Source organism: Curtobacterium flaccumfaciens UCD-AKU (assembly GCF_000349565.1).
GTDB classification, from domain to species: domain Bacteria; phylum Actinomycetota; class Actinomycetes; order Actinomycetales; family Microbacteriaceae; genus Curtobacterium; species Curtobacterium poinsettiae.
Genome location: NZ_KB714609.1, coordinates 112,579 through 128,653, shown reverse-complemented (window position 1 = coordinate 128,653; position 16,075 = coordinate 112,579). Strand labels below are relative to the sequence as shown.

Below are 16,075 nucleotides of genomic sequence, written 5' to 3'. Positions count from 1 at the left end.
ACCGGGCCTCCCGTCCGTCGGTCGTTGTGGCTAGACCTGCTGGCCGTTCAGCCAGATCGGGCCTGTCGGCCAGTCCTCGAGCTGCGCTGCCACCGGCAGCGCCATCCAGCCGCCCTGTTCGGTGTTGCTGACGCCGGCGCCCTCGGCCGTGAACGCCGAGAAGGTGCCGACGGCCTCGGGGAACTCGTGCCAGCCGAGCTTCGCGTAGAAGGGGATCCGGTCCTCACCGGCCCCGAGGAACCCGTACGGCACCTGCAGCCCGTCGAGGACCGCGTGGGTCCGGGTCATGAGCTCACGGCCGACGCCGGTGCCCTGCAGTCGGGGCGACACGGCGACCAGGCCGGTGTCGCCGACCAGGACGTCCTGCCCGCCGACGGTGACGAACATGCGGCGGATGCCGACGTGGGCCAGGACGACCCCGTCGGCGTCATGGGCGAGCACGCGGCGTTCGGGCTGCATGCCGGACCAGCTCCGGCCGCCCACGTACCAGTGCGACCAGTCGGGGAAGGCCTGCCCGAGCAGCGCCGCGATCGCTTCGTGGTCGGGGAGCGACAGCGTGCTCTCCTCGACCACCTCCCACCGGATGTCGTCAGTCACGGGTCCATCCTGCCGGTCCGGCGGCCACTGTGGGGAGGTTTCGCGCTGGGCGACACCTCGCGGGGCCGGGCGCGCGTGGGGTGTCGGTCACCGCGGAGTGTCGCGACACATCAGCCGCGACCGGGCGTCGTCACCTCGATACGGTTCGCCCAGGGGTCGTCGAACGCCACGGTCCGGCCGTCGTCGGCGAGTTCCACGCCGCCGTGCCGCATGCGTTCGGTCAGCGCGCCGAGGTCGTCGACGGCTGGGACCTCGATGCGGACGAGGCCCAGCCCGAGGGCCTGCTGTCGTCGCCCGGCGCCGCGGGAGTTCCAGGTGTTCATCGCCATGTGGTGGTGGTAGCCGCCGGCGCTGACGAACAGCGCCTCGCCGAACCCCGCGGTGGTCTCGAAGCCGAGCGTGTCGACGTAGAACGAGCGCGCGGTGGCGACGTCGCCGACGGACAGGTGCACGTGGCCGACCTTGCCCGGGCGTGCCGCGGCGGTGTCCAGGGCGTCCTCGGTCAGGTGGGACTGCAGGAACGCGTTCGGGTCGACGTACTTCGTGTCCATGTCGATCACGCCGTGCGTCCACGACCACTCGGTGCGGTCGCGGTCCCAGTACAGCTCGACGCCGTTGCCCTCGGGGTCGGTGAAGTAGAACGCGTTGCTCACCAGGTGGTCGGCGCTACCGGTGAAGGATGCCGGGTACTGCGTGGCGACCGAGTACAGCGCGGCGGCCAGGTCGGCCCGCGTGTCGAACAGGATCGCCGTGTGGAACAGTCCGGCCTCGCGCGGACCGGCGTGCTGCATCGCGGGGGCGTGCTCGAGGATCACGATCGGCGTCCTGCCGCGACCCAGCACGGCGACGCCGCCGTCGTGGGAGAGCAGCGACAGCCGGACGCCGTCGCGGTAGTACCGGATCATCGCGTCCAGGTCCGCGACGCGGAGTGTGACGGCGCCCATCCCGGTGTTGGCGGCGAGGAGTTCGTGCGTTTGCATGCACCAAGTGTGCGCCCATTTGGTTGACGCGTCAACCAATTCGATGACGCGTCAACCAGCCCGGTGTCTCAAGCGCTGTTCGAGATCCCGCCGTCCGACTTCAGCAGCTGGCCGTTCACCCACGCACCCTGCTCCGAGCAGAGGAACCCGACGAGCGCCGCGGTGTCCGACGGGCGTCCGAGCCGGCCGAGCGGCGTGCCCTCGACGGCCCACCCCTTGACCTCGTCGGACATCCAGCCGGTGTCGTTCGGCCCGGGGTTCACCACGTTGGCGCTGACCCCGAGGCTGCCGAGCTCCTTCGCGGCACCGAACACGATCCGATCGAGCGCCCCCTTCGACGCCCCGTACGGCAGGTTGTACGCGATGTGGTCGCTCGTCAGTGCGACGATCCGGCGGCGCTCCCGCGGGGCGGCGTCACCGGCGCGCTCGAGCCCGGCCGCGTAGGCCTGCACGAGCAGGAACGGTGCGCGCGCGTTCACGGCGAAGTGGCGGTCCCACGACTCGACGGTCGTGGTGCGGAAGTCGGAGTCGACGGACTCGCAGTGCGACATGACGAGGGCGGAGACGGGGGTGCCGGCTTCCGTCTCGGCGCGGCCGACGAGTGCGGCCGCCTGCTCCGGGTCCTCCAGGTCGACCGGGAGGCGCGTCACCCGTGCTCCCGCCGCCTCGCACTCCTGCACCACCGACTCGACCCCGTCCGGGTCCGCCCCGCCGCTCACGCGGTCGTCGTAGGGCCCCCACCACGAGATGGCGAGGTCCCATCCGTCTGTTGCCAGTCTGGTCGCGAGTGCCGCGCCGATGCCGGCTCTGCGGCCCACGCCGGTCACCAGGGCGAGTGGTCGTGCGGACGTCATCCGTGCCTCCTGTCCGGCGCTCCGTCGCGCCGATCGGCACCCAGTCTGCCGGAACCGGCCACCCGTGTGGCCATCGCACCCGGTGTCCTGTCGGCGGACGGCCGACCGCGGGGGCCAAGATGGACGGATGCCACGAACACGACGGCCCTCGCGACCGGGGCGCGGACCCCGCGGCGGTCGCCCGGACCCCCGCGACCTGCCACTCGAGCACGTGCGCGACCGGATGTCGTCCTACATCTACGGCAACATCACGGTGCTCGCCGTCGCGATCGCGGTGGACCCGGAGCAGATCCACCACGGCGCCGCGGTGGCGACCGTGCTGGCGACCGCGGTGCTGACGTACCTGGCGCACGTGCTCGCGCACCTGGTCGCGCACGGCCTGGGCGACGACGGCGAAGGATCAGCCGCCGAGCGTGCTGCCCGCCGCGAGTCCGTCGCGACGATCGTCCGGAACGCCAACCCGATCGCGACCTCCGGGCTGATCCCGGCGGTCCTCTATGCCGCGGCCTGGATCGGCTGGCTGCCGGCCGAGTGGGCGCAGATCGCGGCGACCGTGATCCTGGTCGTGCGCATCGGTCTGGTGGGGGTGTTCATGCAGCGGTTCAGCGGGAAGCAGCCGACGTTCCTCGGGCTGTGGGGCGGGATCGTGCTCGCCGCGGTGGCGTTCGTGATCGGCCTCGTCAAAGTGGTGCTGACGCATTGAGTGGCACGCACCCCGACGCCGGACCCGACTCCGGACCCGCCGCCGAGACCGACCCGAAGCGCGGCGGTCTGCGGTTCCTGCGCGACCTCGTCATCATCGTCGTCGTGGCGCTCCTGGCGTCCTTCCTGGTCAAGGCCTACCTGGTCCGCGCGTTCTCCATCCCCTCCGGCTCGATGCAGAACACGCTGCTCATCGGGGACCGGGTGCTCGTCAACGAGCTCGTGCCCGGGGTCGTCCCGCTGCAGCGCGGTGACGTCGTGGTCTTCCACGACCCGGGCGGCTGGCTCGGCATGGGCCAGGGCGACGACCTGATCAAGCGGGTCATCGGCCTGCCGGGTGACACGGTGTCGTGCTGTGACACCCGGGGCCGGCTGTCGGTGAACGGGCACGCGGTCGACGAGCCCTACGTCGTGCTCGAACGCGGGTCGAACCGCGTCGTCGGCAAGGACTTCGAGGTCACCGTGCCGAAGGGGCGCATCTGGGTGATGGGCGACAACCGGTACGACTCCGCCGACTCGCGGGTGCACGGCACCGTGCCGGTCGACGACGTCGTGGGGCGCGCCTTCGTGACGACGTGGCCGATCTCGCGGTGGTCGGTGCTGTCCCGGTACGGCGACGAGTGGGACCGGGTCCCGTCGCCGTGACCACGGACGACCAGGGATTCGGGTACGAGACCGGCGGCGACGACGACCTGTCGATCCACCGGATCGCGACCCCGGGCAAGCGGTCCGGCACGATCGGTCCGCGCCCCGACCACGTCGTGTTCTGGCTCGCCGACGGCCGGGCCAGCCTGACCGCGGACGACGGCGAGCACTGGGAGGTCGGGGCGGAGCGGCCGATGATGCTCTCGGCATCGTCTGCGTACGGCTTCGAGACCGACGCGACCGCCACGACGCTGCTGCACCTGTCGCCGTCGCTGCTCGGCGACACGGGGGAGCCCTGGGTGTTCCGGCAGCCGGACGCGGCCGACCCCGCGCTCGAACCACTGCGGGCACTGCTGCGTGAGGTCTCCGGGCGCATCCTCGACCCCGCCCTGCCCGTCGACGACCGTGCGGCCCTGAACCGACGGATCGCGACCGTCGTCCTGTCGACCTTCACCCGGTCACGATCGGACGTCGCGGACCGGATGCGGCGGGTGATCGGCTTCGTCCACGACCACGCCGACCAGGTGCTGACCGTGGCGGACATCGCGGCGGCCTGTGACCTGAGCGAGCGCGGGCTGCAGGACCTGTTCCGCCGTCGGCTCGGCGTCACCCCCATGGAGTACCTGCGCGAGGTACGACTCGACCGGGTGCACCTGGAGTTGGGGCGCCCGGGTGCCCGCGCGCTGCTCGTCAGCGAGGTCGCGCGGCGGTGGCGGTTCCGTCACCTGGGTCGGTTCGCGGCGTACTACCGGGATCGCTTCGGGGAGCAGCCGCACCAGACCATCGAGCGGGGCGCCCTGGGTACGGGTCGACCGACGCGGTGATCCCGGATCGGGGCCGGCTCGGCCCGGCTCGGTCCGGTTCGTCCGTTGACCGAACCCGCGGAGCCTGGCCCTCCCGTACTTTGCGGATTCCGGCTATCCTGCCCGCAGTTGCCGCGCCGGGCGTGACGGCGCCCGGACCGTGCGTCCTGGTCGCCACGGTGCGCGTGTGACGCGACCACGGCCTGGAGGCGCGGTGTGCGCCCGACGCGCACCGCGCCTCCAGACAGTCCCGGTTCCACCCCAGGAGGCGACGTGACCACGGACCGCACCACCGACGCACCCCGCGGCGGCGCCCTGGCGCCGCTCGCGATCCCGGTCTTCCGCGCCCTGTGGATCGCGGTGCTGGTGAGCAACATCGGCAGCTGGATGCAGACCGTCGGCGCGCAGTGGCTGCTCGTCGACGAGCACGCCGCACCCGTCGTCGTCGCCCTCGTGCAGACCGCATCGAGCCTGCCGGTACTGCTCGTCGGGATCCCCGCCGGGGTGATCGGCGAGTTCGTCGACCGGCGACGCCTGCTCATCGGCGTGCAGGCGTTCCAGGTGGTCGTCGGCGTCGTGATGACCGTGCTGACCGCGACCGGCGACATGACCCCGGCGCTCCTGCTCACCGTGACGTTCCTGCTCGGCACGGCCTCGGCGCTCCAGCTGCCCGCGTACCAGGCACTCGTACCCGAGATCGTGCCACGTGCCGCCATCACCGACGCCGCCGCGCTGAGTTCCGTCGGGGTCAACGTCGCCCGTGCGATCGGACCGGCGCTCGCCGGCGTGGTGATCGCGCAGCTCGGCGTGCCGTTCGTGTTCGCGGCCAACGCGCTGTCGTTCGCGCTCTTCCTGGTGGTGCTCGTCGCCTGGCGCGGCTACCAGCGGCCCGAGACCCGGGCCGAACCGTTCATCGACGCGACCCGCGCCGGCCTGCGGTACGTCCTGCACGCGGCGGTCGTCCGCCGGTTGCTGGTGCAGCTCGCGGTCTTCATGGTGCCCGCGAACGCGCTGTGGGCACTCCTGCCGCTCGTCGCCGACGGGTCGCTCGGGCTGTCGTCCGGCGGGTACGGCCTGCTGCTCGCCGCCGTCGGAACCGGTTCGGTCGGCGGGGCGTTCGTGATGCCCGCGGTCCGCGCACGGCTCGGGATCGGCCGCACGGTCGGAACCGCCTCGGTCGTGTTCGGGGTCTGCACCACGGTCGTCGCGCTCGTCCCGGTGCTGGCGGTCGTGCTCGTCGCGCTCCTGGTCGGCGGGGTGGCGTGGATCGCCGTGGTGACGACGCTGAACGGCACGGTGCAGGCGTTCCTGCCCGCGTGGGTGCGGACCCGAGGACTTGCCGCCTACCAGCTGGTGCTCTTCGGCTGCACGGCGATCGGGGCGGCGCTCGCCGGTGCCGTCGCCACACCCCTCGGGGTGACGGGCGTGCTCGCCGGGGCCGGAGTCCTCACCGCGCTCAGTGCCGCCCTGCTGCTCGTGTCCGGGTTCCCGGTGCTCACCGACCGGCAACGGGCCGTGACGCCGATGCCGTTCGGCGACCAGGTGTTCGTGCCGGACGACCACAGCGCTGCAACGGGGGAGACCCTCGTGCTGCTGCACTGGACGGTCCCGGCGGGCGCGGTCGACGAGTTCCGGGCGCGGGCCGAACGGCTCGGGCGGAGCCGACGCCGGACCGGCGCCCGTGACTGGAACCTGTACCGGGACCGGGCGACCGGGCCGGACGCCTGGGTCGAGGCGTTCCGAGTGGGGTCGTGGCAGGAGCACGTCGACCAGCACGAGGTCCGGCAGACCGGTGACGATGCCCGGACCCTGCGGGCCGTGCACGAGATCGCGGGTGAACCGCGAGTGGAGCACCTGGTGGCGGAGGGGGCCAGCGGGCCGTCGTCGGGGTGACGGGGTCAGCAGCCCGTCGTCGTCAGGGTGACCGTCGCGACCGTGCCGTTGGAGACCTTGGTCGTCTGGGGGCAGAGGTCGCCGGCGCGGACGGTGACCTGGCCGAGCGGCACACCTGCGAAGTCGGCCGTCCCGCCCGGGAACACCCGCTGGTGCTCGGAGAGCTTGCCGGTCGAGGCGAACACCTTGACCTCGTAGGGGCGGTCGGCGGCGTTCGACGAGACCGTGACCGACACCTGGCCGGTGGAGTCGTGGGCGCCGCAGCCGGCGAGGGCCAGGAGCGCGGCCACGCCGAGGACGGTTGCGGGGACGACTCGGAGCACGACGACCAGCGTACGCCGATGCTCGCTCGCTCCAGTGCGCTCCGCCCACGCTCCTGCGCCCTCCGGACTGGGGCCAGGCGCTGTCCGTTCGGCGCGTTACCGTGGACGCATGCAGCCGGAAACCGCGATGTCCGTGCCCGCGCCGACCGGGGCCGATGCGGTCCGGCGAGCGGCCCTGATCGCGGCGCTCGACGTGGTCGACGGCGGCGTCGAGGAACGGTTCGAACGGATCACCCGGATCGCACGCGAGGCCCTCGGGGTCTCCGGCTCGTTCCTCAACCTGGCCGGCGAGAACACCCTGACGATCAAGTCGCAGCAGAGCGACGCGGTCTTCGGCCCCGTCATCCCGCTGCAGGACACGTTCTGCGGCCGGACCCTGGGCGAGCAGGGCCCCGTGGTCGTCGCCGATGCCCGACTGGACGACCGGTACGCCGACCTGCCGATGGTGCTCGGCGACCCGAACGTCCGGTTCTACGCCGGCGTCGGACTCCGCGCCCCCGACGACGACCTGAAGATCGGCACCCTCTGCCTGATCGACCCCGAGCCGCGCACCCTGGACCCCGACGAGCTCGAACTGCTGCAGGAACTCGGCATCTGGGCGGAGCGTGAACTGCTCGCCGGTGCGGACGAGGACCGACTGCGCACCGTGCTCAACGGTCTGCAGCCGGCCGAGGTGCAGGTCCCCGGGTACCGGATCACGGGCGTGTCGATCCCGCACGGCCTCGTCTCCGGCGACTTCCACGACTGGCACCGCTCCGGCGAGGACTCGATCCACCTCACCGTGTCGGACGTCATGGGCAAGGGGATGTCCGCCGGGCTCCTCGCGGCGAACATCCGCGGTGGGCTGCTCGCCCGCGGCGACCAGGACCCGTGCGTCGCGCTCGCCGAACTCGAGGTGCAGGTCGCGCCCGAACTCAGCCGCGCAGAGTCCTTCGCGACGATGTTCCACGGGCGGCTGACCCCGTCCACCGGGCGACTCGACTTCGCCGATGCCGGGCACGGGCTCGTGCTGCAGCTCCGCGACGACGGTGCCGAGCGGATCCTGCGGTCGTCGGACCTGCCGATCGGGTTGCACCCCACCGGGATGCCCCGGGCTGCCGGGTCGCTCGTGCTCCGGCCGGGTGACGTGCTCATCGTCGTGACCGACGGCGCGCTCGAGCTCTGGGACTCGACGCTCGCGGCGCTGTCCGAACTCGGGTCGCTGTACCGGGAGTCCGCGGACGTCGAGACGTTCCTGCAGCGGGTGCGAGCCCGCGTCGTCGAGCACGACCCGGGCGACGACCTGACCGTCGTCGTGGTGGCGCGCGACGCCGTGGAGGCCTGAGCGGTCACGAACCGTCGGCTGGCTCGTCGGCCGGTCGCGCGGCGCGTGGTCGCGACACGTCGTGTGCGTGCTGCCGAGTGGTCGCGAACTGTCGGTTGGCGGGGCGTCGGGCGACGGTTCGTGACCGTTCGCCAGACCTGAGCGGGGTGTCGTGACCGCCGGTCGGCCGGGCGCCAGGCATCAGGCGGCGCGGGGCGGGTGGTCGCGACACGTCGTGTGCGTGCTGCCGGGTGGTCGCGAACTGTTGGTTGGCGGGGCGTCGGGCGACGGTTCGTGACCGTTCGCCAGACGTGAGCGGGGTGTCGTGACCGGAGCCGGACGCCGGCCGGGTGCGACGTCAGGCCCCGAGACGCTCGATCAGCTCGGCGTAGCGCGCAGCCGTGCGCTCGACGATCTCGTCGGGGAGCACCGGCGGCGTGCCCTGGCGGTCCCAGTTGGCGCTGAGCCAGTCCCGCACGATCTGCTTGTCGAACGAGTCGGTGCGGTCGGCGGACCGGGCGTCCCAGTAGCGGCTGGAGTCGCTCGTCAGGACCTCGTCCGCGATGCGGATCCGACCGGTGGCGTCCTGCCCGAACTCGAACTTGGTGTCCGCGATGACGACGTCGCGGTCCAGCGCGATGGCCGCGGCCTCGGTGTAGACGTGCAGCGAGAGCTCGCGCAGGGTCGCCGCGGTCTCGGCACCGACCAGGTCGACGGTCTGCTCGTACGAGATGTTCTCGTCGTGCTCGCCCTGGGCCGCCTTGTACGCCGGCGTGTAGATCGGCTCCGGCAGGCGGTCGCCGTTCGACAGCCCGGCGGGGAGCGCGACGCCACAGACGCTGCCGCTCTCCTGGTACTCGGCCCAGCCGCTGCCGACCAGGTACCCGCGCACCACGCACTCGACGGGGAACATCGTGAGCGGCATGACGTGCATCGACCGTGCCTCGACGTCGGCGGGCACCGGCGTGCCACCGGAGGACGGGCCGATGATGTGGTTCGGGACGTCGCTGAGCTGGGTGAACCAGAAGCGCGACAGACGGGTCAGCAGCTCGCCCTTGCCGGGGATCGGCGGCTCGAGCGCGAAGTCGTACGCGCTGACCCGGTCCGAGGCGACGAGCAGCAGCTCGGATGCGCTCGACAGGTCGGCGGTGCCCTCGGGCACGTAGAGCTCGCGGACCTTGCCGGACGAGACGTGCCGCCAGCCGGCGATCGGCGCGGGGGCGGTCACCGGGCGACCTTCGCGGCGATGTCGGTGCGGAACTGCGCGCCGTCGAGCGTGATGTCGCCGAGCCCGGCGTAGGCACGCTCGCGGGCCTGGGCGAAGTCGGACCCCGTCGCGACCACGCTGAGCACCCGGCCCCCTGTGGCGATGAGCGTGTCGTCGAGGACGCCGGTGGCGGCATGCGCGACGGAGACGCCGTCGCGGGCGTTCGCGTCGTCGATGCCGGTGATCGGTCGGCCGGTCTGCGGGTTCTCCGGGTAGCCCTCGCTCGCCAGGACGACGGTCACGGCGACGTCGTCCCGGAACACGGGAGCGGGGACGGCGCCGAGCTGCCCGGTGGCTGCGGCGAGCAGGAGTTCGCTGAGCGGGGTCGCCAGGCGGGGGAGCACGACCTGCGTCTCCGGGTCGCCGAACCGTGCGTTGAACTCGATCACGCGGACGCCCTGCTCGGTGACGATGAGGCCGCAGTACAGGAGCCCGACGAACGGCGTGCCCTCGTGCTCGAGCCGGCGGACCGTCGGCAGGGCCACGAGCTCGGTGACCTCGTCGACGAAGGCCTGCTCGGACGGCCAGCGGTCGGCGAGCCAGGGCAGCGGCGAGTACGCGCCCATGCCGCCCGTGTTCGGGCCGAGGTCGCCGTCGGCCAGGCGCTTGTAGTCCTGCGCGGGGCTGAGCGCACGCACGTCGTGGCCGTCGCTCAGGAAGAACAAGGAGACCTCTTCGCCGTCGAGGAACTCCTCGACCACGACGTGGCCGTGCTGGAGCCAGTAGGTGGCGTGGTCGATCGCGGCCTGGCGGTCGTCGGTGACGAGCACGCCCTTGCCGGCGGCGAGCCCGTCGGCCTTGACCACGTACGGTGCGCCGAGCTCGTCGATGGCGCCGACGGCTTCGTCCACCGTGCCGGCGTAGACCGGACGCCCGGTGGGCACACCGGCCTCGCCCATGATCCGCTTGGCGAACGCCTTGGAGCCCTCGAGCTGGGCCGCGGCCTTGCCCGGGCCGAACACCGGGATGCCGCGGGTGCGCACCGGGTCGGCCACGCCGGCGATGAGCGGGGCCTCGGGGCCCACGACGACGAGCTCGACGTCGTTCTCGATCGCGTACTCGGCGACGAGCGCACCGTTGGTGGGGTCGAGGGAGACGGTCTCGACGTCGGCCGCGATGCCGGCGTTGCCGGGCGCTGCCGTGATGACGTGACCGGCATGCTCAGCGAGCAGGGCCGTGATGATCGCGTGCTCGCGGGCACCGGAACCGAGGACGAGGATTCGCACCCGATCACCCTACCCAGCCCGACTCACCGCCCGCGATGCGGGGGCTAGCCTGTGGAGATGCCACCCAGGAGGATCGAGGACGCCGACGGCCGCGCGGCACTGGCTGCGGTGCGCGGTGGGGAGACGGCTCGACCCGCCGTGGCGACCGCGGTGCGGTGGACCTTGCAGTGCTTGGCGGACGAGGTCCCGGGGAACAGCGTCGAGGTGCGGGTACCGCCGTTCGCTGCGATCCAGGCAGTCCCCGGCCCCCGGCACACCCGTGGCACGCCGCCGAACGTGGTCGAGACCGACGCCACCACGTGGCTGGCACTCGCGTCCGGCGAGCTGACCTGGGCAGAAGCGGTCGCGCAGTCACGCGTCAGCGCATCGGGATCACGCGCCGACCTGACGGCGTTCCTGCCGGTCCGGCTGCCCGCTCCCGGCGCCTGACACCGCTCGGACCCGGCATCGGCGGCGCCGCCCGATCCGGCATCGGCGACGGACACCCGACCCGGGCGTCCGTGACGCCGCGCGGAGTCCGGCGCGAATTAGGTAGTGCCTACCGATGCGCCCGCATCGATCGCGTTCCTAAGCTTGAAGTCGCCGGGATTCGGACCCGACCCGAACGGGTCCGAACCCGGCGACAGGGACAAAGGTACGCGATGTTCCGCACGTCGTGTCAATCGCGGCGGCGTGTTGTGCTGCAATCCGCAACGTTCTTGCGTGCGCGACACGTGATGTCGAACGCGAAGCAGCCCCTCGCGGGGCGCCGAGCGCCCCCTGCCAGGTGCCGAACAGCCCGCGCCGGGCGCCGAGCAGCACCGGCCGGCCGTCCGCTCAGAGCAGCTCGGTGAGTTCCGACCGCGCGTGCAGGTCCCACTTCGCGAAGACACGGGACAGGTGCGCGTCGATCGTCCGCGTCGAGAGCCCGAGGGACTCCGCGATCCGCCGGTTGCTCAGGCCCTGTGCGGCGAGCTCGGCGACCTCGTACTCGCGCTTCGTCAGCGGTGGCTTGGACCGTCCGGCAGCCACCGACATGCCGTGGACCGCCAGCACGCCCTGCGCCGCGATCACCCGGGTCCGGTCGTCCGCCTGCACCGCGTCCGCGTACTGCACGATGGCGGCGGCGAGCGGTCCGTCGACGCGCGAGGCGGCGTCGCGCATCCGGTCGAGCGTGCCGGGGCTCTCGCGCCCGGTGAGCATGCCGACCGAGTAGTGCAGGGCGTACCCGTACATCACGTGCGTCCAGGACCCGTTCGCGGTGCTGCGTTCGATGATCTCGTCGGCGTGCTGCAGACCGGCGGGGTTGCCGAGCACGGACTCGGTCCAGGCGATGGTCACGGCGACCTGTTCACCGGTGATCCGCATCGCCCGCTGCGGCGTGGTCTTCGCACGTTCGAGCGCCCGGGCCGCGTCCTCAGGGTGCCCGGCATACGCGTGTGACATCGCCAAGCGGGCCCACGGGTACGCGGCGAACCCACCGTGGTCGGCGATGTCGTACCGCTCGCACGCCGCGGTGAAGGCCGCGATCGCGTCGTCCCATCGGCGCTGTCCGATGGCCAGGTTGCCCTGGCCGATGAGCTCGAGGGTGAAGTCGTACTTCAGGTAGGGGCTGGAGCGTCCGGCGGGCACCTCGGTGATCAGGTCGTCGAGGTCGCCGCGCCACACCTGCACCTGGTGCAGGACGGAGGAGTTCTCGCCCACGCTCCACGGGGCCGCCTCGACGTGTGCCGCCGCGGTGGCCAGTGCCCGGCGGCCCAGGGCTGCGGCGTCGTCGAGCCGGCCGGCTGTCGCCAACGCCATCACGGCGCACGGTGCGACGGCCAGGAACGACATCGGCATCGTCGGTGCCTGCACGATGCCGCTGCGCTCGATCTCGGCACGGACCTCGGCGAAGTCGCCGCCCCAGCCCTGGTGCGCCATCCGCAGCAACCGCAGACGCTCGACCGCTTCGTCGGACACCACCAGATGCACGGCGGCGTCGGTGAGTGCGACCGCGGCCGCGACATCGTCGTCGTGGAACTGGCGGATGTTCGCCAGGATCTCGCACGCCTCGGTGACGGCCTCGTCGGTGACGTCGCCGACGTGCCGCTTCGCGATGCCCCACGCCGCTTCGGCGTCGGCACGGCCGGCTTCGCGGCCGTCCGAGTACGAGTGCGCCAGCGAGCGGAGGCAGTGCGCCGTGACCTGCTCGGTCGGGGTGAGGGTCGTGCGGAGTGCTGCCGAGGCCAGGGCGATCCCGCTCTCGTGCTCCTGCAACCGCACGGCGACCTGTGCCGCGTCGAGCAGCTGGTCGACCGACGGCAGGACCCCGCACTCGAGCGACCACAGTGCGGCGCGCAGCCGTGCGGCGGGCGGAGCGCCCTCGGGCCGGTCGGTGCGGAAGGCGTTGGCACGGGCGAAGAGCGCCGTGCGTCGGGCCACCGGCACCAGGGTCCGGATGACCTCGCCGACGAGCGGGTGCGACGGCCGGACGACCGCGGCACCGTCGTCGAGCGAGTCGATCCGGACGAGGCCGAGCGCGACGACCCGGTCGACGTCTCCGCCGGTGACCAGTCCGAGCAGACGGGCGAGCGGGATCGGGTCGGCGAGGGCCACGATGTCGACGACGTCACGCAGGTCCTCCGGCAGCGTCCCGAGCTCCGTGCGGTACATGTCCGCCAGGCTGTCCGACGCGGTCACCCGCCCACGCCAGTACCAGCCGCTCGCGGTGTGGTCGAGCGCACCGGAGGCCCGTGCTGCGCGCACCACCTCGCGCAGGTACAGCGGGTTGCCGGCGGTGGCCCGGTGCACGCGCTCCGCCGAGGCGTTCTCGAGCGGTGAGCCCAGCGCCTCGGCGACGAGCGCGGCGGTCTCGTGCAACGCCAGCGGCTGCAGGTCGATGCGTTCGAGCAGGTCGTCCTGCCACAGCGCGCGGAGCGGTTCGGGGAGCGCCGTGAAGTCGCGGCAGGTCAGGACGAGTCGCGCGCCCTGCCGACGGACCAGCCAGGCGACGTACCGCGCCGAGATCGCGTCCAGGTGGTCGGCGTCGTCGACACGGAGCAGCACGTCACGGTCGACCAGGTCCTCGATCGCCCGGAAGCGCTGCTCGGCACTCGCGTCGTCGGACAGCTCGGAGATCGAGGCGGGGAGTTCGCCGAAGCGCTCGACGACGGCGCCGAAGGGCATCGACCGACTCGCGGCGACCGCGGTGATCGGCACGACCACGGTGCGGCCGGTGCCGTCACGACCGGCGACCCGGTCGGTCACGCGAGCCGCGGCGGTGCTCTTGCCGAGGCCGGGGGCCCCGACGATCGCGACGCTCCAGCGGTGCTCGGCCACGACGGCGACGGCGCGGTCCTCCTCGACGCGCTGCGCGACGGGCCAGGCGACGCGAGCGGGCGAGGTGGGTCGGCGACCGCGGGCGGGTGCCGTTGGTTCACGCACGCGACGCACCTCTTCCGCTTGGGATACCGACCAGTAGCGACCATCCTCTCCCGGATCGGTCGCAGCGCACAGGCCGCGGGACGTCCCACAGTGGGGGACAATGGACGGGTGAGCAACACCGATCAACCCGACGAGCAGCCGCTCCCCGCGCCGGCACCGGCTCCCAGCGCGGTCGCCAGCCCCGACGAGGTCACCATCCGCCGTGCCCCGAAGTTCGGCGTGTTCATCGTCGGCGGTGCCGTGCTCGGCTTCCTCGCGACCCTCGTCGTGGTCGCCCTCACCATGAACCTCGGTGGCCAGCGGGACCAGACCAGCTTCGGCAGCCTGGTCGGCTACTTCAGCCTGTGGGGCGTCACGATCGGCGCCTTCGTCGGCGCGGTCGTCGCCGTCGTGTTCGACCGGGTCTACGCCCGGCGGTCGGCCCGCCTGACTGCGGAGCGCGTCGAGGTCGAACTCCCGCCCGAGACGGTCGACGGCGAGCTCGACGACCACGGTGACCAGCGGCCGTAGCCGCCCCCGGTCAACGGACAGGAGGCCCGGTGCCAGCTGGCACCGGGCCTCCCGTCTGTCGTCTGGTCGCGTCTCGGACGCGACCTAGCTGAGCTGGTTGGCCTCGACCCAGGACAGGTACTCCGGGCTCACGGTGCCCGTGACGTACTCGCCCGTGAAGCAGCTCATCTCGAGGTCGGTCACGTCGGAGCCCTCGATGATGGCGTCGCGCATGTCCCCGACCTCCTGGTAGATCAGGTGGTCGCTGCCGAGCACGCGGTTGATGTCCGGGATCTTCCTGTCGTGCGCGATGAGCTCGGCGCGCGTCGGCATGTTGATGCCGTAGACGTGCGGGAACCGGACAGGGGGAGCCGCGCTCGTGAACGTGACCTCGTTCGCGCCAGCGGCCCGGGCCATCTCGACGATCTCGCGGCTCGTCGTGCCACGCACGATCGAGTCGTCGACGATCAGGATGTTCTTGCCCTTGAACTCGGACGACATCGCGTTGAGCTTCTGACGCACCGAACGCTTGCGCTCCGCCTGGCCCGGCATGATGAAGGTGCGGCCGACGTAGCGGTTCTTGTAGAAGCCCTCGCGGTACTCGATGCCGAGCTTCCGCGCGACCTGCATGGCAGCCGGACGGCTGGAGTCCGGGATCGGCATGACGACGTCGATGTCACCGGTCGGCGCGTACTGCTCGATGGTGTCGGCCAGGCGGTTGCCGAGGCGCAGACGGGCGTCGTAGACCGAGATGCCGTTCATCACCGAGTCGGGACGGGCCAGGTAGACGTACTCGAACGAGCACGGCACCAGGCGCGGGTTCTTCGCGCACTGGCGGGCGTGCATCTGACCGTTCATCTCGATGAAGACGGCTTCGCCCGGAGCGATGTCGCGGACGATCTCGTAGCCGCCGGACTCGAGCACGAGCGACTCGCTCGCGACGACCCACTCCGGCTGGCCGGTCTCGTCGAGCTTGTGGCCGAGGATCAGCGGGCGGATGCCGAACGGGTCGCGGAAGGCCAGCAGCCCGTGCCCGGCGATGGTCGCGATCGTGGCGTAGGAGCCCTCGACCCGCTCGTGCACGCGCTCGACGGCGTCGAAGACCTGTCCTGGGTCGAGGTTCGCGCCGCGGACCTGGCCCTGCAGCTCGTGGGCCAGCACGTTGACCAGGAGCTCGGTGTCGCTCGTGGTGTTCAGGTGTCGACGGTCGATGTCGAACAGCTCACGCGTGAGTTCCCGCGTGTTGGTGAGGTTGCCGTTGTGCACGAGGACGATGCCGTACGGCGCGTTCACGTAGAACGGCTGGGCTTCTTCTTCGTTCGTCGCGGCGCCCTTGGTGGCGTACCGGACGTGCCCGAGCCCCATGGTGCCGAGGAGGGCACGCATGTCGCGGGTCCGGAACGCCTCGCGCACGTGCCCGCGGGTCTTGTGCATGTGGTGCACGTGACCCTCGACCGTGGCGATGCCCGTCGAGTCCTGCCCGCGGTGCTGCAGGAGGAGCAGTGCGTCGTAGATGGATTGGTTGGCGGGGCCCTGCGCAACAAGGCCGACGATGCCGCACATTCGCGGGTGTGCTCCAGATCAGTAG

Annotated in this window: 15 protein-coding genes; 7 read left to right on the top strand and 8 right to left on the bottom strand. The window is 72.1% G+C overall.

Annotated features, from left to right (window positions below):
• Nucleotides 1-30: 30 nt before the first annotated feature.
• The 3 genes from H489_RS24175 to H489_RS24165 form a co-directional block, all read right to left on the bottom strand.
• Nucleotides 31-597, bottom strand: coding sequence for a GNAT family N-acetyltransferase (locus H489_RS24175; protein ID WP_017886265.1), 567 nt, complete (start codon nt 595-597; stop codon nt 31-33).
• A 110-nt stretch (nt 598-707) separates the two neighbouring features.
• On the bottom strand, nt 708-1,577 hold the full coding sequence (locus tag H489_RS24170) for a VOC family protein (RefSeq protein WP_031259316.1): 870 nt from the start codon (nt 1,575-1,577) through the stop codon (nt 708-710).
• A 68-nt stretch (nt 1,578-1,645) separates the two neighbouring features.
• Complete coding sequence (locus H489_RS24165) at nt 1,646-2,431, bottom strand: SDR family oxidoreductase (protein WP_017886263.1); 786 nt, start codon at nt 2,429-2,431, stop codon at nt 1,646-1,648.
• A 127-nt stretch (nt 2,432-2,558) separates the two neighbouring features.
• Between H489_RS24165 and H489_RS24160 the strand changes: the two genes are divergently transcribed.
• The 4 genes from H489_RS24160 to H489_RS24150 all read left to right on the top strand — a co-directional run bounded on the left by H489_RS24160 (nt 2,559) and on the right by H489_RS24150 (nt 6,474).
• On the top strand, nt 2,559-3,134 hold the full coding sequence (locus tag H489_RS24160; RefSeq protein ID WP_139179626.1) for a hypothetical protein: 576 nt from the start codon (nt 2,559-2,561) through the stop codon (nt 3,132-3,134).
• Nucleotides 3,131-3,778: a signal peptidase I gene (gene lepB / locus H489_RS24155; RefSeq protein ID WP_017886261.1), complete on the top strand. Its 648-nt coding sequence runs from the start codon at nt 3,131-3,133 to the stop codon at nt 3,776-3,778. Before H489_RS24160 ends, lepB begins: the two co-directional genes overlap by 4 nt.
• A complete protein-coding gene (locus tag H489_RS36655) occupies nt 3,775-4,602 on the top strand; it encodes a helix-turn-helix transcriptional regulator (RefSeq protein ID WP_152427173.1) in 828 nt (275 codons plus the stop codon). The genes lepB and H489_RS36655 overlap by 4 nt, the downstream gene beginning before the upstream one ends.
• A 252-nt stretch (nt 4,603-4,854) precedes the next feature.
• On the top strand, nt 4,855-6,474 hold the full coding sequence (locus tag H489_RS24150; RefSeq protein ID WP_017886259.1) for an MFS transporter: 1,620 nt from the start codon (nt 4,855-4,857) through the stop codon (nt 6,472-6,474).
• Between the two features lie 5 nt (nt 6,475-6,479).
• Here H489_RS24150 and H489_RS24145 read toward each other — a convergent pair whose 3' ends face one another.
• On the bottom strand, nt 6,480-6,797 hold the full coding sequence (locus tag H489_RS24145; protein ID WP_017886258.1) for a hypothetical protein: 318 nt from the start codon (nt 6,795-6,797) through the stop codon (nt 6,480-6,482).
• Between the two features lie 109 nt (nt 6,798-6,906).
• On the opposite strand from H489_RS24145, the gene H489_RS0118465 reads away from it, so the two are divergent.
• Nucleotides 6,907-8,121 (top strand): PP2C family protein-serine/threonine phosphatase, encoded by a 1,215-nt coding sequence (locus H489_RS0118465; protein ID WP_081612204.1) that lies wholly within the window; start codon nt 6,907-6,909, stop codon nt 8,119-8,121.
• Between the two features lie 337 nt (nt 8,122-8,458).
• Here the strand turns inward: H489_RS0118465 and H489_RS24140 are convergent, their stop codons facing one another.
• Together H489_RS24140 and purD are read right to left on the bottom strand one after the other, a co-directional pair.
• Nucleotides 8,459-9,328 carry a phosphoribosylaminoimidazolesuccinocarboxamide synthase gene (locus H489_RS24140; RefSeq protein WP_017886256.1) on the bottom strand — a complete coding sequence of 290 codons (870 nt, stop codon included), beginning with the start codon at nt 9,326-9,328 and terminating at the stop codon, nt 8,459-8,461.
• Complete coding sequence (purD, locus tag H489_RS24135) at nt 9,325-10,593, bottom strand: phosphoribosylamine--glycine ligase (protein WP_017886255.1); 1,269 nt, start codon at nt 10,591-10,593, stop codon at nt 9,325-9,327. The genes H489_RS24140 and purD overlap by 4 nt, the downstream gene beginning before the upstream one ends.
• A 57-nt stretch (nt 10,594-10,650) precedes the next feature.
• Here purD and H489_RS24130 point away from each other — a divergent pair, with 57 nt between their 5' ends.
• Complete coding sequence (locus tag H489_RS24130) at nt 10,651-11,022, top strand: sterol carrier family protein (RefSeq protein ID WP_031259311.1); 372 nt, start codon at nt 10,651-10,653, stop codon at nt 11,020-11,022.
• A gap of 387 nt (nt 11,023-11,409) precedes the next feature.
• Here the strand turns inward: H489_RS24130 and H489_RS24125 are convergent, their stop codons facing one another.
• A complete protein-coding gene (locus H489_RS24125) occupies nt 11,410-13,998 on the bottom strand; it encodes a helix-turn-helix transcriptional regulator (protein WP_152427172.1) in 2,589 nt (862 codons plus the stop codon).
• A gap of 108 nt (nt 13,999-14,106) precedes the next feature.
• On the opposite strand from H489_RS24125, the gene H489_RS24120 reads away from it, so the two are divergent.
• Complete coding sequence (locus tag H489_RS24120; RefSeq protein WP_017886252.1) at nt 14,107-14,508, top strand: hypothetical protein; 402 nt, start codon at nt 14,107-14,109, stop codon at nt 14,506-14,508.
• Between the two features lie 84 nt (nt 14,509-14,592).
• On the opposite strand, the gene purF is transcribed toward H489_RS24120, so the two are convergent.
• Nucleotides 14,593-16,050 (bottom strand): amidophosphoribosyltransferase, encoded by a 1,458-nt coding sequence (gene purF, locus H489_RS24115; RefSeq protein WP_017886251.1) that lies wholly within the window; start codon nt 16,048-16,050, stop codon nt 14,593-14,595.
• Nucleotides 16,051-16,075: the final 25 nt, after the last annotated feature.